The organism is Ferruginibacter sp. HRS2-29 (assembly GCF_024343615.1).
Lineage (GTDB): Bacteria > Bacteroidota > Bacteroidia > Chitinophagales > Chitinophagaceae > Ferruginibacter.
Genome location: NZ_RJUB01000010.1, coordinates 39,531 through 60,288 on the forward strand (window position 1 = coordinate 39,531; position 20,758 = coordinate 60,288).

Genomic DNA, 20,758 nt, shown 5'->3' on the forward strand with positions numbered 1-20,758 from the left:
AAAAAACGTTTTAGTTCAAACAATCAGCCCCGGGGTATACCCCGGGGCTTTTTTGTCACGAATGCACAAATGAATTTTGCCACAAATGCACGAATAAAAGGCAACTTCTGCAAGTGCGTTTATTCGTGCATTTGCGGCAACTTATTATCTCTAGCGGTAAATCCTTTCTACCGCCGCCTTGTATTTCTCCATGATCACTTTTCGTTTCAGGCTAAGCTTCGGTGTCATCTCACCGGTTTCGATGCTCCATTCTTCCGGTAACAATTCAAATTTTTTCACCTGCTCCACATGATTGAAAAATTCGTTGAATGACTCGATCAGCTCTTTGTAAAGCGCCAATATTTTCGGATTGTGTATTGCATCTTCATTGGTGGTGAAGGGGATTCCTTTCAGTCGCATCCATTCTTTCAGATTAGGCATGGAAGGTACGATCAGGGCACCAACAAATTTTTCTTCTGCCCCTACGATCATGATCTGCTCTACAAACGGAGATTCCTTCATTTTGTTCTCGATCGGTTGCGGAGCTACATATTTGCCACCGCTGGTTTTAAACAATTCTTTTTTGCGGTCGGTGATCTTTAAGTATTTCCCGTCTTCCAGCACACCGATATCACCTGTATGCAACCATCCGTTTATAACGGTTTCGGCAGTAAGATCGGGGCGTTTGTAATATCCCATCATCACACTCGGGCCTTTTACACATATCTCGCCATCGGCTTCCAGCTTTACTTCCTGGCCGATGATAGGTAAACCCACCGTGCCGAATTTGGTACCGTTATCACGTTTGGAATTCACGCTGATCACCGGGCTGTTTTCCGTTGGGCCGTAGCCTTCATAGATAGGGATTTTCGCTGCACTGAAGATCCTGATCAGCCTTACCTGGCAGGCAGCGCCGCCTGTTACGATGAAGTCTATATTATTACCCAACGCTTCACGCCATTTGCTGAAAATAAGTTTATTGGCAATTGCCAGCTGCAGGCGGTACCACGGCGACCCTTTTTTCTGAACATCATATTCGTTGCCGAGCTTCACCGCCCAATCAAATAGCTTTTTCTTAGTGCCGGTCAGCTCAGCACCTTTCGCCATGATCTTTTCATACACTTTCTCAAGTAATCTTGGTACCGTGCAAAACAGGCTGGGCTGTACATCTTTCAGATCGTCGGCAATTGTTTCCAGGCTGGATGCATAATAAATGGAAATCCCGCTGTTGATGTAGATATAAGAAACCATCCGCTCGAAAATATGATTGAGCGGTAAAAAACTGAGTGACCTTGCCGTTACATTATCTTCAAAAGGGAAACTTTCTTTGGCGTTCAATACATTCATCACGATGTTTCGATGCGACAACATCACGCCTTTGGGCGTACCCGTAGTACCAGAGGTATAAATGATGGTAGCGCAATCCGTGGCCTTGATGGAGTTCTTTATCTGCTCCATTGCCGCAATATCCGCATCGCCGATATTTTCAAAAAGTTCTTTCCAGTAACCGACACCTTCAAGTTTATCAAGTCCAAAGATCCCACGCAGGGAAGTGATCTTCGGGCTGATATTCTTTACTTTATCCAGTATATCCTGCCCGCTTACAAAAACATATTTTACCGCTGCATCATTGAATATGAATTCCAGTTCGTTGATATTGGTGGTGGGGTAGATCGGGCAAAGTGTTACGCCGATCTGCTGGCAGGCCAGGTCGAGCACCAGCCACTCGGGGCGGTTGCGGGAAATCAGAGCGATCTTGTCCTGGTTTTCCACTACCATATCATTGCCGCTGATGCCAAGTTTGAGAAGGCCGGCGCTAAGCTTCTTCACCAGGTCGGCAACGGCGGAAGTGCTCAGGGGACCCCATTTCCCATCCACCTTGCCTGTAAGCATATCATCTTTGGGAAATTTTTCCAGCTGGTCGTAGAGAAAATCGAAAATTCTGGATTGATCATTCATATAGCGCTGCAATTACGTGAAGGCATTTTTATTAGTGTAACTAAGATAAATAAAAAAAGCCATCCGCCGGGGATGACTTTTAGTAAAGTACTTTTCAATTGAAGATTATATTCTAACCTTCGGGGTTTTCGTTCAACCCCGGAGAGTTTATTTAATAAACGCCCGGAGGTTGAAAGAAACCTGCGGGGTTTTTACTTTTTCGTCGCGTTCAAAGCAAGTTTGATGTTCACAGTCTTGCTGATCACCCAATCCTGAGGATTGTTCGGGCCTTTGTAGCTCATGCCCCATTCGGTACGGTCGATGTTGAAATCGGCAGTAGCAGCGGCAGTAGCGGCATCAACAGTTACTTTAGCAGGGAAAGAAATGCTCTTGGTGCTGTCTTTCAAAGTAAGGTTTCCTTTGATGGTGTGAGTGGCATCTTTCAGCAATACATCTTTATTGGTGCTATCAGCAACAAATGGAGTTACTGAAGTGATCTCAAACTTAGCTGTTGGAAATTTAGCTACATCAAAGAAATCAGGGCTTTTCAGGTGGCCTTCCAGTTTTCCTTTGCTGTCTGCATCTCCTGCCAGATCAGTATTGTTGAGGCTATTCATATTGATGGTGAAATTTCCACCTGCCAACTGGTTGTCTTTTACGATCAATGTACCTTCCGTCAGTTTGAAAGTGCCGGTGTGTGTGCCGGTTGGCTTGCTGCCGGTCCAGGTTACGGTGGTGGTAGAATCAATTGCATAATTGGTTCCGGTTACTACAGTTACTGAATCTTTTTCACCAGATACTGCCTGGTCGGCTTTTGGTGAGTTATTGCAGGCTGCCAGTATTGCCACTGATGCGGCTGCTAAAAAGAGAATTTTTTTCATGATTATTTTTTTTGAATTGCAAATATAATAGAACAATGTTTAAACATCAAACATTTTTTTAGATGTTAATATACTTTGTAAAATCCGTTTATTTACCAGCACTGGTAAATTTTTGCCGGGAAGACGGGAAGATATAACGCCAGATTTATTAATTTATAACATCTTCCCCTCTTCCCGGCAAAAAAATCTTTCTCCCCGGGGAATGTCTGAAAATTTAATGATAATACTGTCCGGCAGGCACTTTAAAAATACGCCCTTTTTGAAAATCGCTGAAAGCGGTATTCTCCTGCGCATGAGTATTTACCCAGTTCTGGTAGGCCGAAAGGCTTTGAATGGAACCGAATATCCATTGATTATAAGCGTCAAACATACCTTCTTTGAGCAATTGCTGCTGGTATTCGAATAATTTGAAGGGCATTTTTCCCTGTTGTGTATTGAACCAGTCGAGGATAAACCTGGTGCGGATCATTGTAAGGGATTCGGTGTTGACACCAGATCCCAGCAATCCTGTCTGCTTATTCATTTCTGTAAGAAAAGCTTTTGCAAATGGGTTTTTATCTTTAAAATCCTGCAACAGATCGGTAGCTGTAAAGAGTTTTTTATAGCTGTCGAGTAAAAGTTGTTTCACCTCCGGGGCTTTACTGCCAAATGGTTCCATATTGAGAAAAATTTCACCATACAGGATACTCCATACCTTATCGCTGGTGAAAAAATAGTAACGGGCGGCATTATAATAATTTTTACTGTAAGAAGGATCCACTTCTATTCCTTTTTCCCAGTTCTTAATGGCTTCGTAATCCTGCTGGGCCCACTGGAGTTCACCCAGTTCATTGTACAACGGTCCGCTTTCCGGAAATTTTTTGATCCCCTTTTTATACATTTTCTCACAATCCTTTACCAGTGCCAGCTGCTTGTAAATATTTCCTGCTATCTGGAAAACCTGGTCATCGGAGCGGTCATTGTCCAGCAAAGGCTTGATCACATCCAGGGCTTTATTATTTTCTTTCTGATAATAATAACTCATCGCCAGGTCCTTTGCCAGCGGGATGTTGGCAGGCTCCTGCTGAATCCCACGGTTGAGCACCAGTATCGCATTGGCATAATCTCCCTGCCGCATAAAGGAACGGGCAGTTTCATGCAACTGCTGAACAGACTGTGGCTGGGCAACACCCAAGCTGGCTAAAAGGCAAAGTGCGAGTGCAATGGAGAGTTTTTTCATTGTTGTAAAGATAAAAAAAAATTGCCCCGGCCTGAAGACCGGGGCAATTAAAACAAAATATTTTTAGTCAATAAGATGTGTCAGCAAACCATCCCTCAGCTTTGGCTCAAACCAGGTGCTTTTTGGAGGCATCACTTCTCCGCTATCGGCTACATCAAATAATTGCTGTATGCTTACAGGATAAAGGCTGATGGCCAGGGTCATTTCTCCGCTATCCACTCTTTTTTCCAGTTCTCCGAGGCCACGGATACCGCCTACAAAATCGATGCGTTTATCCGTGCGTTGATCTTTGATGCCCAGAACCGGGTCGAGCAACTGATCCTGCAGGATGCTTACATCCAGTACACCAATGGGATCTTTTTCATCAAAACTGCCTTTTTTTGCCGTCAGCTTGTACCATTGTTTTTCAAAATACAGTCCGAAAGTATGTGCCGATTCAGGCCTGAAGGCTTCACTCACTTTTTCTACGGTGAAGGCTGTACCTATCTTTTTCATTAATTCTTCGGCACTCAGCCCGTTGGTATCTTTCACTACACGGTTGTAATCCATGATATGCAGCTGATCCGAAGGAAAAAGTGTAGTGAGGAAATAATCCGAATTTTCTGTGGATTGGTCGCCCATGCTCACCCTTACCTTTGCCGCCGAAGCTGCCCTGTGGTGGCCATCCGCAATGTAGGAAGCCGGCACCAGTGTTTTAAAAAGCCCGGTGATAAGGCTGATGGTATCATCATCATTCACGATCCAGATGCTGTGCTGCACACCATCATCGGCCACAAAATCGTACTGGCAGTTTTTTTCCGAGATCCATTTGTTGATCACCGCGTCAATTTCCGGAACACTTTTATAAGCCAGAAAAACATTGCCCGTTTGCGCCCCGGTAGTCTTGATATGCGTGATCCTGTCCAGCTCTTTTTCAGGGCGGGTGAATTCATGTTTTTTTATCAGGCCGTTATCATAATCATCCACAGAACTGCCGCATACGAGGCCAGCCTGAGAAACGCCATTCATCGTCAGTTTATAAATATAGTAACAAGGTTTGCTTTCCCTGAACAGGATATTCCTGCTGATGAACGCGCCAAGATTTTCTTTCGCCTTATCATATACTTCCTGTGAATGGATGTCGGTAGTTTCGGGAAGGTCTATTTCACTTTTGGTGATGTGCAGGAAGGAGTTAGGATTTCCCTGCGCTTCAACTTTTGCTTCTTTGCTGTTTAAAACATCATATGGCCTGGAAGCCACTGTTTTCGCGTGCTGTGCTTCGGGCCGGAGTGCTTTAAAAGGAGTGATCGTTATCATAATATCCGTATGTAAAAACCTGTAGAAATGTTTTACAGGTCGGTAAATATAGGGAGAACAATTAAAAATTAAGAATTAAAAATTAAGAATGCAGCCGGATGAGGCTTACTATAAATAAATGAGGTTTACACCTAAGAAATTTTTAATTTTTAATTCTTCATTTTTAATTGTCCGAAGGACTGCATCGTTTCAACCAGTACCTGTACACTGCTGATAGGCATAGCGTTATAAATGGAAGCCCGGAAACCGCCCGTGGTGCGGTGCCCCGCTATGCCCACGATGCCGAGTGATTTCGCATACTGCAAAAATTCCTTTTCGAGCGAAGGATCTTTCATTACAAAGCAGGCGTTCATCTTGCTCCGGTCTTCTCTGGCCACATTGCCTATAAATAATTCGTTGTTATCGATCTCGTTGTACAACAGGTCGGCTTTTTCAATATTCTTTTTCTCCATAGCAGCCACGCCACCATTGGCTTTCAGCCACCTCAGCGTAAGCAGGCATACATACACGGCAAATACCGGTGGTGTATTCAGCATGCTTCCTTCTTTGATATGGTTGCGATAATCCATGATGGTAGGGATCACGCGTTTCACTTTACCCAGTATGTTTTTGTTCACCACCACAAGATTGACACCTGCAGGGCCCATGTTTTTTTGCGCCCCGGCGTAGATCAGGTCAAAAGCGTTGAAATCAAGCACACGGCTGAAGATATCGCTGCTCATATCCGCCACCAGAGAATTACTGGTTTTAGGAATGGTTTGCCATTGCGTACCGTAAATGGTATTGTTGGTGGTGATATGTAAATATTTTGAATCGTTGGGCACCGCAAAATCCTTCGGGATGTAATTGTAATTTTTATCCTTTGAAGAACAGACCACGTCTACTTTTCCAAACAACTTCGCTTCTGTAATGGCTTTTTGCCCCCAGATATCGGTATCGGTGTAAGCAGCAGATTCTTTGCTGTCGAGTAGGTTCATCGGCACCTGCATGAATTGTGTGGAAGCCCCTCCATGAAGAAAAAGTACTTCACGGTTTTCATCCAGCTGCATGAGTTCCCTCACCAGTGACCTCGCTTCTTCCATCACGGCAGTAAATTCGGGTGTGCGGTGGCCAAACTCCAGAATGGAAAGCCCTGTGTCGTTAAAATTCAATATTGCGGCAGCTGCCTGCTCAAACACTTCTTTGGGTAGGATAGAAGGCCCGGCGTTAAAATTATGTATCACTTGAATGAATTAGAGCGTGAGAAAATCAAGACGCAAAAGTAATTAATAATTAAGAATTAAAAATTAAGAATGCAGCGAAGGTTGATCGCAGATTTTAAAGGGATGAAGGGGATTACACAGATTGTTTTGCTGGCGCAAAACTAAAATGCAGTTTATAATAGTTTTACAACCATTTATAAACTGCATTTCTATTTTTACGAAGTAAAAATAATCAGCGAAATCCTTTTATCTTTTTAAAATCAGCGTTTCCCTTTGGCTGCAATCACATTCGTAATTCGTAATTACCCATTCGTAATTGATCAGTTTTCCTCTCTTCCGATCATCTTACCCGATCCGCCATTCCATTTGTTGTTTAATTCCTCGAAGTCTTTACTTTCTTTTTCAGAAAATTTTTGTTTCACCAAAGGTTTCAGATCGGGTTGTCCGGCGTTGATCCAGGCGGTATACCAGAAGGAGGCGATGGCCGAAATGGATTGCCGCATCCTGCGCTCGATCATACCATCGAGTTTTTTATTGAAAGCGATGGTAAATGCGGATGAGTACTGGCGTATCACCGTTCCATTACGTTGCTCGAAAGAATATTTCTGATCGTCTTTAAATTCTCTGGTGAGTTCCCTTTCGAAGCTCAGCACACTATCGGCGGCTTTGGCACTTTCGAGCACACGGTCCCAGATGAAGCTGCCCGGGTCCTTGATATAGGTTGCTTTGCCTACAAAAAAATCAAACTCTTTTTCGGCCAGCAATTCGGGTACACGGCTTTCCCAAAAAGCATGAATGCCTTTCTGATTGGTCAGTTGCCCGTTGTGGTTGCTGCTGGCATGTAATGGCACGTGGGCATCGGCGATATAATGCCCGAGCTCAGCGCTGTTCTTCAATATGCGGCTGTAATTTTTATCCTTAAAAGCCGCGGTAAGCCTCTGCAGCATCACCTGCACATGCCATGGAACGATTCCATTGGCACGCACACTGTCTTCGGAATATTTTGCAATGGCATCTTCCCATTTACGCGGCAGATCGGGGTAAGGATAAGTGCCATAATTATCGATGTCGATAAAATGTCTCGGCCCTTCTTCCGCTACAGCATAACGGCGCTTATCCGGGTCGATGGCATGTTCGGTAATGAATGCGATATTTGGTTTATAAAATACCATCATTTCCGGCGGCAGCAGGAAAACGGCATAATAATTTATTTTCTGATGTGCCCAGAAGCCCCAGCAGTAGGAGGGGAATGATAAGCCTAGAAGGATGCCAAGCAGCAGTATAGATCGGGCAATTTTTTTCATTCCTAAAAATAAGAAATAGAAATTAAGAATTAAAAATTAAGAATTAAGAATGCATTCTCATTGAAATCCTTCCGGCAAGATAAAAATTCTTCATTCTTCATTTTTCATTCTTCATTATGCTTTATGTTCGGTATCGTCAATATCCGTCACCCCGCCGCTTACCGCAAATTTCATCGTTTGTGTGCTGGTGATATTGGTGATAGGTTTGATACGGTTTCGAGGGATGATGTAAACATTGCCCGCCACCGAATAAGCCATGGGGATGTATACCGCCACATAATCTACCAGGTCGAAATCGCTCATATCCTCACGGGTGATGAAACCCATGCGCCATACGTCGTTGTCGTCGACATTTGCCAGCACATTGTGAGTGAATTTTTTCTTGTCGCCGGCAAAAGCCTCAAAAAAATCGCGGGTGGTCGAATAGATATGTTTGATGCCCGGTGCTTTCTGCATGAATTTGTCCATGAAACTCACGATACGGCCGGTGATGAAGAACGAGCTGAAGTAACCGATGGAAACGATCGCCAGTAAAATGATCACGAAGCCGAGCCCGTAATTCTGCACATGTACCCGGCCGAGTTCATCTTTATAAGAAAAAATGGGTATCCATCCATCTATCGTGGATATCACGAAGAACAATGCATAAATGGTGATGGCGATGGGGGCCAGTATCAATAATCCCTGCAGAAAATATTGCAGGAGCCTGCTGTAATCGAACTTTTTTTCCATGGTGGTCAGTTTAAAGGTCAAAGATAGTTGAACGCGGAATGGATAGTTGAGAATTGATAATGGGCAATTAATAATTAATAATTTATAATTAATAATTCTGTGTTTCAAAACCTCATGCTGGCAAAGAGAAATAATTCCTATTTTCAACCTTTATTTTTATTTATGAAAAGAGATTGCTTTCGCTTCGTTACCACCTTTATATTGCTGACTTCCATGTTGTTTGTCAGTTGTAAGAATTCTCCTGCCGACGAACACTATAAAGTTGTACCGATGGAAGCTCCCGATTCGGCTACACAGGTGAAAGTGGGCGCCATCAAGGCACTTGATGTGGTGATGAACCTGGAAGAAGGGTTTGGTTTTACCGATAAAAACGGCCGGCAAATCTGGAGCAGGCTGATCCATCCGCCTGCGGGTATATGTGGGAATGATACCGCTAAAATACCTGCCGATAAAAAATTTCCGCTGGTGATCGTGTTGCACGGCTCCGGCGCTGTAGGGACCGATAATATTTCGCAGATGGGCGTGCTGGCAAAAATGTGGGCATTCAGTCCTGTTCGTTGCAAATACCCGGCTTACGTGCTGGTTCCGCAGTTTCCGGAGCGTTCGTCTAATTACGTGACCGACCAGGCCCGCGGGGTACTGACTTCCAAACCCCAGCCTTACCTGAATACTCTGATCGCTTTGATAGATTCGATGAAAATGAAAACCGATATCGATAGCAACAGGATATATGTGATGGGTTTCTCCATGGGCGGTTCTACCGCCATGAACGCGGTTTCATTGCGCCCCGACCTTTTTGCCGCCGCGATCTCATTTTCCGGCATCCCCAACTTTGATGGCGAGGCGGCGTATTCAAAAATCCCCCTGTGGATCATTCATGGCAATGCCGATGTGGAAAATCCTTTTGGCAGCGATTCATTGTTATATAAAGAACTGAAAGCAAGAGGCAATAACCAGGTGTTGTTTTGGGAAATGGATAAGATGGGACATGAAGTACCGAAGCAGCTGTATACGGATACGATCATCCCATCCTGGCTATTCGGGCATACAAAAACCCCCTGACCCCCTGAAGGCATATGCCTCCACGAAGTACAGTACCCGAAGGGTTATTTGAAGCAATTGATGTATCCGTTAACCAAAAGTCGGTTTGATGATGAATTGAATATGGAAGAAAGAACGAAGCAATGAGATCATGGATCAGGGTTTAGGTTAGAACATGCTGAACCCTAATCTGTGATCCCTAAACTTTTTCGTATTTTCTACACAATCTTTTGAGTAAAACAACGTTATCCCTATAGAAAAAATACTGTGATGTTCAATTTTACACATTTTGGTTGCATTATTGCTGCTGGTCATTTGAAACAACGATCTTATCTATGACCACATTACCCGAAACCAAACCTGTTATTCTTGCAGTAGATGACCAGCTGGAACTGCTGAACCTCCTCGATATGATGATGAGCTTTCAGGGTTATGAAGTTAAAATATCCCAGAATGCCGAGAACCTCATCGATATACTTCATGCTAAGACGCCGGATATCATCCTTATGGATGTGACGATGAAACAGATCAATGGGGCCGTTTTATGCACGTTATTGAAAACCAATAAAAGTACCGCCGCGATCCCCGTAGTGCTGGTATCCGGTGTGGAAGACCTGGAAGATATTGCCCGTGAAGCCGGCGCAGACGCCTTCATCCGCAAACCTTTCGATACGCAGGAAATAGAAAAAGTGCTGTTCAGGTTTGTAGGAGCCGGTTCATTTGTGGTAACTACTCCTGATGTTGATATGCCGGAATCGGCGGCCAGTGCTTCTTCCGAAGATTATTAATTTAGGGTAGTCAACTCGCGGTAGTCAACCCGCGGTAGTCAACCCGTGGTAGTCAACCCAGGGTAGTCAACCCATCATTCTCACTTACCGTTTTTTTTTACAGCTTACCCCCCTTATTCCTGCAGTTCATCGGATTAGTTGCCCTGAATCACCCCATTACCGGTATTTTTATCATAATTAATTGAAGGCGGCAAAAAAAAATTGATGGAAACTTTGGTTACGTAAAAAGTTTCCGTAGTTTTGCGGTCTCATATTATGACAGAAATAGATACCAAAGAGAGGATCAAACTGGCGGCCAACGAGCTGGTAATGAAGTACGGCGTACGTAGCGTGAGCATGGACGACATCGCCGCACACCTTGGCATCAGCAAAAAGACAATTTACCTGTATTACAAGGATAAAGATGAGTTGGTAGACGCGATCATTGAATCTGAGATCGGTCGTACGCAGGAGATCTGCGAACGCGATCTGGATATTTCCGAAAACGCTGTCCATGAGATCATCCTCGCGATGGATATGATGGTGGAAATATTTCACTCCATGAACCCGTCGTTGCTGTTCGACCTCAGGAAATACCACCCGCGGGCATTCGAAAAATTCAATCTCCATAAAAATACTTACCTGTTTGAAGTGATGAAACAGAACCTGGTGAGGGGGGTGAAAGAAAAACTTTACCGTCCCGAAGTCAATATCGACATCATGGCGAGGTTCAGGGTAGAAAGTGTGTTCATATCGATGGCGCCCGAATTTCATGCAGGAATAAAATCATCCCTGCTCGAAGCCGAAGAACAACTGATCGTGCATTTTCTCTTCGGGCTGGTAACCCCAAAAGGATACGACATGGTGGTCAATTATTTAAAGGAAAGGAATTTGCCGGCAGGTAAAACAGATAAAAAAAATAAAGTCAATGGTTAATAAAAATAAACAGATGAGTTACATAACAAAAGGCATCATGGGAGCGATGATGCTGTTATTGGTAGCCGGTGCAAAAGCGCAGGTAACGCCACCTCCGGCAACACCGGTGGTAAATGAATTTTCTGTAAGGCAGGCAGTGGAATACGCAAAGAAAAATTCGATCCGTGTCAAAAATGCCTTGCTCGATATCCGTATGCAGCAGGAAAAGAACCGCGAGATCACGGCACAGGCTTTACCGCAATTAAGTGGCAGTGGAACTTTCAATGATTACCTGACAGTGCCTACCAGCCTGCTTCCTGCAGAAATAACCGGTGGCCCTGCGGGAACTTATATCCCTGTACAGTTTGGTACCAAATATAATGTTACCGGTGGTTTCGATGCTTCCCAGATATTGTTCGACGGACAGGTATTCGTTGGTCTGCAGGCACGCAGGACTTCCGTTGATTTTTATTCTAAAATTTCTGATATCACTGTTGAACTTATCAACCTGAATGTGCAGAAGATCTATTATCAGCTGGTAGTTGGCAAAGAGCAAATCGCCAAGATCGAAGCGAACATCGAACGTTCTCAAAAATTATACAACGATACCAAAGCTATGTTTGACCAGGGTTTCAAAGAAAGACTGGATGTAGACAAGGCGCAGGTGCAACTCAATAACCTGCAGACGGAAAAGATCAAAGCGCAAAACCAGCTGGACGTAGGATATGCAGGATTGAAATTCCTGATGAACATGCCACAGAAGGAAAAGCTGGTGCTGACCGATACGTTGTCGGAAGATAAGATTAAGTCCGATCTGCTGGTGACTGAATATAATTATAAAGACAGGAATGAATACCAGTTGCTCGAGCTTCAGAAAAAACTCAATGAATACAATGTGAAGAGGTACAAGCTGAGTTACATCCCTACGTTGAGTGCGTTTGGCAGCTATCAGAAAAATGCCCAGCGTACATCTTTCGATTTTTTCAAAGGGGGTGAAAACAGGCAGTGGTTCACTACATCGTTGATAGGCCTGAAACTGAGCGTGCCGATATTCGATGGTTTTGCAAAAAGGGCGCGTGTGAACCAGGCGAAGATAGATCTGCAAAAAACAGAGAATACCATCCAGAACATGAGGGATTCTATAGATTATGATGTGGTGCAGGCTAACCAGAAGATCACGGCGGCATTGCTCACGATGGACAACCAGAAACGCAATATGGAACTGGCGGAAAAAGTGTACAATACTACCAGGATAAAATATGACCAGGGGTTGGGCGATAACCTGGAAGTGTACAATGCGCAGGCCGACCTTAAAGTAGCGCAGAATGATTATTACAGCGCCGTTTACGATGCTATCGTAGCAAAACTCGATTATCAGAAAGCGATCGGAAAACTTGAATAACAGTACTCATGGCAATCAATATTATAACTAACAGCATACAAAATAAATACATGAAAAAAGTAACACAGATATTCTTCGCAGCAACGCTCAGCCTGGCAATCGTCTCGTGCGGCGGTAGTAAAAAGGAGGGCAATGCGGCATTGAATGACAAGAAAGCAAAGCTGGCAAAACTGAAAGCCAATAAAGAAAAAGACGACCAGGAAATATTGAAACTGCAGGAAGAAATATCCAAACTGGATACCAGCAGCAGCAATCCTGACAAGATAAAGCTGGTAGCAACGGCGCCGATCGTTCGCCAGGATTTCAATCACTACATCGAACTGCAGGGTAAAGTAGATGCGGAAAATATTTCCTACATCGCTCCGCAGGGGCAACCTGGAATTGTAAAGCAGCTTTTTGTAAAACAAGGAGATCGTGTAAGCAAAGGCCAGCTTTTGCTGAGGCTGGATAATTCACTTTCAGTACAAGGAATTACCAGCGCAAAGCAGCAGGCATCGGCATTGCAGGCGCAGCTGGCATTGGCTAAAACAACTTACCAGCGTTATCAGAACCTTTGGAACCAGGGGATCGGTTCGCAGGTGCAGCTGCTGCAATACCAGACCAATGTATCCGCACTCGAAAGCCAGCTGGCAGGGGCCAATGCAGGCATCAGGCAGGCACAGGCGCAGGCCAATACCGCCAATGTATACAGCGATGTAAGTGGTGTGGCCGATGTGGTAAACATCCGTGTGGGAGAAATTTTTTCCGGGTCAACCGCTAATGGTCCGCAGATAAAGATCGTAAACAATTCTCAGCTGAAAGTAGTGGGCAACATTCCTGAAAATTATCTGGGAAGTGTACAGAAAGGAACAGATGTAGCGGTGTTGTTGCCAGATCTTGGCAAAACCATCAACACCAAAGTAAGTTTCCTGGGTGCCTCGATCGATGCGATCAACCGCGGTTTTGTAGTAGAAGCCAAACTTCCTACCGATGCGGCTTTCAGGCCAAACCAGATCGCTACGATCAAGATTAATGATTACAGTTCAAAAAATACCATCGTTGTTCCGCTGAATACTTTGCAGAATGACGAGAAAGGAAAATTCGTAATGGTCGCTTCCACCGATAATGGCAAACTTACAGCGCACAAGCGCCCGGTTACCATCGGCAAGCTCAATGGCGATCAGCTGGAGATCACATCAGGATTGAAAGAAGGCGATATACTGGTAACAGAAGGTTTCGCCAGCATTTACGAAGGACAGGTATTAACCACAGGTAAATAGTTATAAGTGATAAGTTATAAGTGATAAGTTCTGAGTTTTTATATTCAACTTATTCACCCATTGACCCATTCACTCATTGACTACTCATAAACTCATAACTTATAACTCGAAAATGAGCGCATTAGAAAGTAAACAAGAAAAATTCAAGGAGTTTAAACCTACTTCGTGGAGCGTAGGCAATAAAACATCGATCTACCTGATCATGCTGATTGTTTCCCTCATGGGATTATTTCAGTTCCTGACATTGCCAAAAGAGCAGTTTCCGGATATCGTGATCCCTACGATCTATGTTCAGACTATTTACTTCGGTAACTCACCAAAAGATATAGAAAACCTGGTAACGAGGCCGATCGAGAAACAGATCAAAGGTATTACAGGGGCAAAGATCAAAAAATTCACCAGTACCTCACAGCAGGATTATTCCGCTATCATCGTAGAGTTTGATACGGATGTAAAAACCGAAGTGGCGCTGCAAAAGGTGAAGGACGCGATGGATAAGGCCAAGCAGGATCTTCCTACCGACCTTACCGAAGAACCTACAGCGCTTGAGGTGAACCTCAGCGATCAGCCGATCATGTATGTGAACCTGAGCGGTGATTATGAAATGGCAAAGCTGAAAAAATTTGCCGATGATATGAAAGACAAGCTGGAAGAAATTCCGCAGATCAACCGCATCGATATCGTGGGTGCTCCTGAAAGGGAGTTCCAGATCAATGTGGATAATTACCGTATGCAGACTGCCGGTGTCACATTCGATGATATCAGCAATGCAGTGGCGAGGGAAAATATGGATATTTCAGGCGGCCTGCTGGACGTGGGTTCCATGAAACGTAACCTTCAGCTGAAAGGCCAGTTCCATACCGCATTCGACATTGAAAAAGTGATCATCAGGAATACCGGAGGCGCACCGATCTATTTGAAAGATATCGCGGTAGTAAAAGATACTACCAAGGATGCCGAAAGTTTTGCCCGCCTGGATGGTAAGAATGTGGTAACGCTGAACATTATCAAGCGAAGCGGTGAAAACCTGATCGAAACCAGTGAAGCGGTGAATAAAGTGGTGAAAGAAAATGAGGGGGTGATCTATCCGAGCAATCTGAAAGCAGTGATCACCGGTGATCAGAGTGTGCAGACAAAAGCATCATTCAATGAGCTGGTTACTTCCATCATCATCGGGTTCATCCTCGTACTTATTGTACTGATGTTCTTCATGGGGGTCACCAATGCATTCTTTGTGGCATTGAGTGTTCCGCTGAGTATGTTCGTGGCATTCGTATTCCTCCCGGGTGCAGATCTCATTATAGGCACGCATGTAACCCTGAACTTCATCGTGCTCTTCGCACTGCTGTTCGGGCTGGGTATCATCGTGGATGACGCGATTGTGGTGATTGAGAATACGCATAGGATATTTACCGAAGGAAAAGGAAACCTGTCGACGGAGAAAGCCACGAAGATGGCAGCGGGTGAGGTTTTCATTCCGGTACTGGCGGGTACTATCACCACGCTGGCTCCATTCTTCCCGTTGTTGTTCTGGCCGGGTATCATCGGGCGTTTCATGGTGTACCTGCCTACAATGCTCATCTTTACACTGGCAGCATCATTAATAGTGGCGTTTATCATGAACCCGATCTTCGCGGTAGATTTCATGAACCATCCCGAAGGAAAAAAAGAGCCGAAATCGGCCATATTCAAAAAACCGATCTTATGGATAGTGATAGGTTTAGGTATTTTGCTCGATGTACTGGGCACCCCTTTCCTTGGTAACCTGCTTATATTCTTCATGATATTGGTCGTGTTCAATAAATATGTACTGGATGACGCAATACATGGTTTCCAGAACAGGGTATTGCCATGGATCATGAGCCATTACGAAAATCTGTTGAAATGGTCACTTAAGGGCTGGAGGCCTGTCCATCTTTTGCTGGGCACTGTAGGCTTGCTTATACTGTCGGTATTCATATTCGGTGCATCCGTTAACTCAGGCAGGGTAGGTATCGCATTTTTCCCTAAAGGCGATCCTAACCAGATATATGTATACCTGAAATTACCCGTAGGAACAAGTGTGGAATATACCGATTCGGTAACAAGGACACTCGAAGTGAAAGTGAATAAGGTATTGGGTATCGATAATGCAAAGAATGTAAAGAATCCGATTGTGGAAAGTGTGATCAGCAATGTGGCCATCGGCGCGAGCGATCCATCTGCAGGTGACAGGAGTACAAGAAGTGAGCTGGGAAGGATACAGGTATCTTTTGTGGAATACGAAAAACGCCACGGAAAAAGTACCAGGCCATATCTCGATGAGATACGTGCCGCGGTAGGTGGTATTCCCGGCGCTGAGATAAGTGTTGACCAGGAAAGTAGCGGTCCGCCAACAGATCCTCCAATCAATATCGAAATCGCGAGTGAGGATTTTGATAACCTGGTAAAGACTGCAGTTAATCTTAAGAATTATCTTGATAGCATACAGGTGCCGGGTGTGGAAGAATTGAAGATGGATGTGGATCTGAATAACCCGGAGATCACGTTGACTGTAGATCGCGACCGTGCATTGATCGAAGGTGTTTCGTCTGCACAGATCGGTATGGAAATACGTACGGCATTGTTCGGTAAAGAAGTGTCGAAGATCAAGGAAGGAAAAGATGAATACAAGATCCAGTTACGTAATAATGAACTGCAACGTAAGAACCTCTCCGAACTGCTGAACATGCGTATTTCTTTCAGGGATATGGCAGCAGGCGGTGCGGTGAAAAATATCCCGATCAGTTCGCTGGTATCGGTAGAGCCAACAAGCACTTTCGGTAGCGTTAAGCGTAAAAATCAGAAAAGGTTGATCACGCTTCGCTCGAATGTATTGACCACACAGGGTTTCAATGCTACAGCAGTGAACCAGGTGATTGCCGGACATATCGCTTCATTTACTAAAAAAGGCGAAGGTGTTACCATCAAGCAAACGGGTGAAGGAGAACAACAGGCTGAAACTGGAGCTTTTCTGGCAAAAGCATTGGTAATTGCCCTTGCGTTGATATTGCTGACACTTGTGCTGCAGTTCAATTCGCTGAGCAAGTCTATCATCATCCTCACGGAGATCATATTCAGCGTGATCGGGGTATTACTCGGCTTCTCCATATTTGGTATGGAAGCCTCGGTACTCATGACCGGACTTGGTGTTGTTGGTCTGGCTGGTATCGTGGTGAAAAATGGTATCCTGGTGATCGAATTTGCTGAAGAGCTCCGCCATCGCGGGATGAAGACAAGGGAAGCAGTGATAGAAGCAGGTAAAACACGTATTATCCCCGTATTGCTGACGGCTTTGGCAGCGATCCTGGCGTTCATTCCGATAGCAGTTGGTTTCAACATCAACTTCGTAACGTTGTTCTCCGAACTCAATCCGCACATCTTCTTCGGTGGTGATAACGTAGCCTTTTGGAAACCATTGAGCTGGACGATCATCTTCGGGCTGGCATTCGCCTTCTTTATGACCCTGATCATCGTACCGGCGATGTACCTGATAGCTGAAAGGCTTCGCAGGCCCATGCGCAGGATGTATGGCGGCAAATGGATATCCTTCGGGTTCCTGTTGTTCCCGGGCGTTGCTATCGCTAATGCAATGAATGGAGGGCCGACTGTGGTAACCTTCCTGTTATTCTTAGGGTTCCCTATGCTAATGATCTACACTGCGGTTAAACACAGAATGGAAGTAGCCAAAAGAAAAAGAAGACTTAAAGACGCTCCGGTGGCACATACCGGCAGCTGGTTATAACCGATTTAAAGTTCGCTTTAAACCCAATATGGATTTTAATGTGTATGCCCCGCGATTCTTCGCGGGGCATTTTTATTTCAATAGCCCCGGGCTATTGATTAAAAAAACAGGATGGTTTTCTTTTTTGAAATAAATCATCTTCTCTTTTTATATTTGATGATGCGCTTTATTTTTACCCTTGCAGCATTGCTGCTCACCTCCCTGTCATTTTCCCAAAGCCTCTAAGGCGAACGGAGAGGCTTCTATGATAATTATAGCCAAAATACCACACACAAGATCATCCTGCATTTTACCTTAAATAAAGATCAGTCTTACACTGTTTACAGCTATACGCCGGATATCAAAGGCGATGGCACCGATAGCGTATCGGTATGTACAGTCAGTTATAAAAAAACAGGCAGCAATAGTTTTCAATTGGAAGAAACTGCAGTAGTCAGGCCTGTTGGTGCCAAAGGCGGTTGCAGGCAACGATTCGATCTGAAACTTATCACATACAGGAAAGAGCAGCTCGAAGGGTCGTGGAAGGCCGCAGATGGAGCGTGTAATTCGGGATTTGGTGTGATAAGGTTTAAAAGAACGGCCACTAAATCCGCAGCAAAATAAAATAATTTTCTGTTGTGAGAAAAGCTCTGATCATATTCCTGATGATACGAAACGAATACGGAATGGAGATAGATATGGTTTTTACTTTACAAAGCAGAATGATCAATTAAAATTGCGTTCTGTTTATATGCGCTGACATCGTTTATTTAAATTCAATTCCCCGGCCAAAAGGAATTAAGAGTTATTTTTACGCATGCACATACAGGTTCACATTCCGGAGAATGCTTTATTGAAAGAATTCGTGGAATGTTTTTTTATCATCAGGCATGAAAGCAAAGATCCCCATCAGAAATTCCTGATACTGCCCAGCGTAGATACTTATTTGTCGGTATCGCTGAATACTGCCACACATATCGGGGACGACGATACCATCATTACTGAAATGGTGAAGGAAAAAACAATGGATGTTTCGCTGCAGGCCGGGCTGAAAAAAGCATGCATATATGAATATCGCGGAACTGTAAAAGAGATCTGTGTCCGTTTTAAACCACTCGGCGCCTGGTCTTTTTTGGAGATGAATGATGGCAATGAGTTCATTCCGGAGGCAGATTTTAAATCTGCCTTTCAAAAAATATTTTCAGAGAACGATGACGCCATACTTTTTAAAAATACAGAAGAATATCTCCTGAGCAGATATCGAAAATTTTATCATCCTTATTTGCCCGCGGTGATTAAAGAACTTGCCGCTACCGGCATCGATGTAAAAATAAACCTGGATGAGCTGTCGAAAAAATATGGCATCTCCCGCCAGACTATGACAAGCCAGTTCAATAAATACCTGAACCTTTCTCCTTCGCAATTCAGGCAGATAAGCCGTTTCCGTAAATTTATCGCGGCAAAGATTGCAGACCAGGCTGATTCGAATCTTACAGACATCGTATACGATATCGGCTTCTTCGATCAGTCGCACCTTATCAAGTCTTTCCGGAAGTACAGTTTCCTTCATCCATTGGAATTTTTCAGGAAGATCAACTTTTCCGATAATGGTAAAGTATTGCTCATCTGGCAATGAGCTTTACATTTTTACAATTTTAGATCCGTGCCTGTTTTTAGCTTTGCGCCATAACAAACCATTAAATTATCGCACATGCGTTTTCTGTTCCTTGTATTAGTTGCTTTTTGTTGCACCATGAATGTATCGGCCCAATCCGGCAAAAATGTGATCACTTCAGATATCGATAATTTCTGGAAGGCATATGATGTCATCATTTCTACCAAAGACAGCGCCGCTCAATACGATGCCATTCAGAAAATGTATATCGATAAAGGAACACCGGGTCTCAAAAGCATCATGGAGGAACGGCAGTATACGGCAAAATCCTATATAGATGCGATCAATAATTACCCGGCTTTCTGGAATTCAGTTCGAAAAAGCACTTATCGTTCGGAGCAGTTCGGGGAGTCGATTTCAGCAGAATTAGTCAAATTGAAAAAGCTATATCCCGGGTTGAAACCCGCAAATATTTATTTTACCATCGGCGCCCTGCGCACATCCGGCACTGTTGCCAACGGGCATGTATTGATAGGTGCCGAACTGGCCCTTACAGATTCAAATACCGTGGCATCGGAATTTCCTGGAGCGATGTCCAAAAACAGGAGACGATATTTTGACTCCAATCCGGTCAATGATGTCGTATTGCTGAATGTTCACGAATACGTGCATACGCAGCAATATCCACCGGTTGATAATTTATTGTCTTATTGTGTCCGGGAAGGAGTGGCAGAATTTGTTTCAGTAAAAGCAACGGGTAAGCCTTCATCAACTCCTGCTATTGCATTTGGTAAAAAAAATACTAAAGCTGTCAGGGCAAAGTTTGAAGCCGATATGTTCAGCCTTTACAAACGGGATGAATGGTTGTGGAGCGATGCCCCCAATAAATTTGATGTACGTGATCTTGGATATTACATCGGGTATGCCATCTGCGAAAAGTATTATCAGCGTGCTGCCGATAAATCCAAAGCCATTAAAGAAATGATCGAACTTGATTATTCCAATGAAAATGCGTTTGGGAAATTTGTGGAATCAAGCGGTTATCTTTCTGCCAGCCTTGATAAGTTGTATAATAAGTTTCAAAAGGCACGTCCCGTTGCTACAGGAGTGAAAGAATTCAGAAACGGAAGCCAGGATGTAGATCCGGCGCTGACTTTCATCACCGTTCGTTTTTCCCAAAAGATGGATACACGCTTTCGCTCTACCGGCTTAGGCGCTTTAGGAAAAGACCATTTCCCCAAGGTATCTGCTATAAAATTCTCGGCAGATGGTATGTCGGTAACATACGAAGTGAAGCTGGAACCCGGGAAAGAATATCAGCTGATACTGGAGAACGGTTACAGGTCTGTTGATGCGTTGCAACTGAAGCAATATGAAGTTCATTTCAAAACTTCAGGAACACCGCTTACTGCAAACCAGGTGAATTAAAAAAGCGAAGATTTATTTAGTCTGCATTTATCACTGCA

The 20,758-nt window shown here is 44.1% G+C and carries 16 protein-coding genes; 9 read left to right on the top strand and 7 right to left on the bottom strand.

Annotation, left to right across the window (positions count from 1 at the left end; all coding sequences use genetic code 11):
* Nucleotides 1–150: 150 nt before the first annotated feature.
* The 7 genes from EGI32_RS05325 to EGI32_RS05355 all read right to left on the bottom strand — a co-directional run bounded on the left by EGI32_RS05325 (nt 151) and on the right by EGI32_RS05355 (nt 8,551).
* Nucleotides 151–1,938, bottom strand: coding sequence for a long-chain fatty acid--CoA ligase (locus tag EGI32_RS05325; RefSeq protein ID WP_255154339.1), 1,788 nt, complete (start codon nt 1,936–1,938; stop codon nt 151–153).
* A 191-nt stretch (nt 1,939–2,129) separates the two neighbouring features.
* Nucleotides 2,130–2,798 (bottom strand): YceI family protein, encoded by a 669-nt coding sequence (locus EGI32_RS05330; RefSeq protein ID WP_255154340.1) that lies wholly within the window; start codon nt 2,796–2,798, stop codon nt 2,130–2,132.
* Nucleotides 2,799–3,012: 214 nt separating this feature from the next.
* Nucleotides 3,013–4,017 carry a lipopolysaccharide assembly protein LapB gene (locus EGI32_RS05335; protein ID WP_255154341.1) on the bottom strand — a complete coding sequence of 335 codons (1,005 nt, stop codon included), beginning with the start codon at nt 4,015–4,017 and terminating at the stop codon, nt 3,013–3,015.
* Between the two features lie 63 nt (nt 4,018–4,080).
* Nucleotides 4,081–5,313: a DUF1015 domain-containing protein gene (locus tag EGI32_RS05340; RefSeq protein ID WP_255154342.1), complete on the bottom strand. Its 1,233-nt coding sequence runs from the start codon at nt 5,311–5,313 to the stop codon at nt 4,081–4,083.
* A 149-nt stretch (nt 5,314–5,462) separates the two neighbouring features.
* The gene (gene serC / locus EGI32_RS05345; RefSeq protein WP_255154343.1) at nt 5,463–6,536 is read right to left on the bottom strand and encodes a 3-phosphoserine/phosphohydroxythreonine transaminase; all 1,074 of its coding nucleotides are present in this window, start codon (nt 6,534–6,536) and stop codon (nt 5,463–5,465) included.
* A 299-nt stretch (nt 6,537–6,835) separates the two neighbouring features.
* Entirely contained in the window at nt 6,836–7,819 is a 984-nt protein-coding gene (locus EGI32_RS05350; protein ID WP_255154344.1) for a zinc dependent phospholipase C family protein, read from the bottom strand.
* Nucleotides 7,820–7,933: 114 nt separating this feature from the next.
* On the bottom strand, nt 7,934–8,551 hold the full coding sequence (locus tag EGI32_RS05355; protein WP_255154345.1) for a DUF502 domain-containing protein: 618 nt from the start codon (nt 8,549–8,551) through the stop codon (nt 7,934–7,936).
* Nucleotides 8,552–8,713: 162 nt separating this feature from the next.
* Here EGI32_RS05355 and EGI32_RS05360 point away from each other — a divergent pair, with 162 nt between their 5' ends.
* The 9 genes from EGI32_RS05360 to EGI32_RS05400 all read left to right on the top strand — a co-directional run bounded on the left by EGI32_RS05360 (nt 8,714) and on the right by EGI32_RS05400 (nt 20,720).
* The gene (locus EGI32_RS05360) at nt 8,714–9,613 is read left to right on the top strand and encodes a prolyl oligopeptidase family serine peptidase (RefSeq protein WP_255154346.1); all 900 of its coding nucleotides are present in this window, start codon (nt 8,714–8,716) and stop codon (nt 9,611–9,613) included.
* 314 nt (nt 9,614–9,927) lie between these two features.
* Nucleotides 9,928–10,380: a PleD family two-component system response regulator gene (locus EGI32_RS05365; RefSeq protein WP_255154347.1), complete on the top strand. Its 453-nt coding sequence runs from the start codon at nt 9,928–9,930 to the stop codon at nt 10,378–10,380.
* A gap of 255 nt (nt 10,381–10,635) precedes the next feature.
* On the top strand, nt 10,636–11,295 hold the full coding sequence (locus tag EGI32_RS05370; RefSeq protein ID WP_255154348.1) for a TetR/AcrR family transcriptional regulator: 660 nt from the start codon (nt 10,636–10,638) through the stop codon (nt 11,293–11,295).
* Between the two features lie 13 nt (nt 11,296–11,308).
* Nucleotides 11,309–12,676 carry a TolC family protein gene (locus EGI32_RS05375; RefSeq protein ID WP_255154349.1) on the top strand — a complete coding sequence of 456 codons (1,368 nt, stop codon included), beginning with the start codon at nt 11,309–11,311 and terminating at the stop codon, nt 12,674–12,676.
* Nucleotides 12,677–12,726: 50 nt separating this feature from the next.
* A complete protein-coding gene (locus EGI32_RS05380; protein ID WP_255154350.1) occupies nt 12,727–13,935 on the top strand; it encodes an efflux RND transporter periplasmic adaptor subunit in 1,209 nt (402 codons plus the stop codon).
* Between the two features lie 112 nt (nt 13,936–14,047).
* Nucleotides 14,048–17,698 carry an efflux RND transporter permease subunit gene (locus tag EGI32_RS05385; protein WP_255154351.1) on the top strand — a complete coding sequence of 1,217 codons (3,651 nt, stop codon included), beginning with the start codon at nt 14,048–14,050 and terminating at the stop codon, nt 17,696–17,698.
* Between the two features lie 414 nt (nt 17,699–18,112).
* Nucleotides 18,113–18,301 carry a hypothetical protein gene (locus EGI32_RS05390; protein ID WP_255154352.1) on the top strand — a complete coding sequence of 63 codons (189 nt, stop codon included), beginning with the start codon at nt 18,113–18,115 and terminating at the stop codon, nt 18,299–18,301.
* Between the two features lie 193 nt (nt 18,302–18,494).
* Nucleotides 18,495–19,313, top strand: a complete 819-nt coding sequence (locus EGI32_RS05395; RefSeq protein WP_255154353.1) for a helix-turn-helix domain-containing protein — start codon at nt 18,495–18,497, stop codon at nt 19,311–19,313.
* A 75-nt stretch (nt 19,314–19,388) separates the two neighbouring features.
* Entirely contained in the window at nt 19,389–20,720 is a 1,332-nt protein-coding gene (locus EGI32_RS05400) for a hypothetical protein (protein ID WP_255154354.1), read from the top strand.
* Nucleotides 20,721–20,758 lie beyond the last annotated feature (38 nt).

Bases quoted from the DNA above. Each gene is read 5' to 3' on its own strand.
- EGI32_RS05325 (WP_255154339.1), bottom strand. From the start codon at position 1,938: ATGAATGATCAATCCAGAATTTTCGATTTTCTCTACGACCAGCTGGAA.
- EGI32_RS05340 (WP_255154342.1), bottom strand. From the start codon at position 5,313: ATGATAACGATCACTCCTTTTAAAGCACTCCGGCCCGAAGCACAGCAC.
- EGI32_RS05375 (WP_255154349.1), top strand. From the start codon at position 11,309: ATGAGTTACATAACAAAAGGCATCATGGGAGCGATGATGCTGTTATTG.
- EGI32_RS05400 (WP_255154354.1), top strand. From the start codon at position 19,389: ATGCGTTTTCTGTTCCTTGTATTAGTTGCTTTTTGTTGCACCATGAAT.
- EGI32_RS05370 (WP_255154348.1), top strand. From the start codon at position 10,636: ATGACAGAAATAGATACCAAAGAGAGGATCAAACTGGCGGCCAACGAG.
- EGI32_RS05350 (WP_255154344.1), bottom strand. From the start codon at position 7,819: ATGAAAAAAATTGCCCGATCTATACTGCTGCTTGGCATCCTTCTAGGC.
- EGI32_RS05335 (WP_255154341.1), bottom strand. From the start codon at position 4,017: ATGAAAAAACTCTCCATTGCACTCGCACTTTGCCTTTTAGCCAGCTTG.
- EGI32_RS05365 (WP_255154347.1), top strand. From the start codon at position 9,928: ATGACCACATTACCCGAAACCAAACCTGTTATTCTTGCAGTAGATGAC.
- EGI32_RS05395 (WP_255154353.1), top strand. From the start codon at position 18,495: ATGCACATACAGGTTCACATTCCGGAGAATGCTTTATTGAAAGAATTC.
- EGI32_RS05355 (WP_255154345.1), bottom strand. From the start codon at position 8,551: ATGGAAAAAAAGTTCGATTACAGCAGGCTCCTGCAATATTTTCTGCAG.
- EGI32_RS05360 (WP_255154346.1), top strand. From the start codon at position 8,714: ATGAAAAGAGATTGCTTTCGCTTCGTTACCACCTTTATATTGCTGACT.
- EGI32_RS05385 (WP_255154351.1), top strand. From the start codon at position 14,048: ATGAGCGCATTAGAAAGTAAACAAGAAAAATTCAAGGAGTTTAAACCT.
- EGI32_RS05330 (WP_255154340.1), bottom strand. From the start codon at position 2,798: ATGAAAAAAATTCTCTTTTTAGCAGCCGCATCAGTGGCAATACTGGCA.
- EGI32_RS05380 (WP_255154350.1), top strand. From the start codon at position 12,727: ATGAAAAAAGTAACACAGATATTCTTCGCAGCAACGCTCAGCCTGGCA.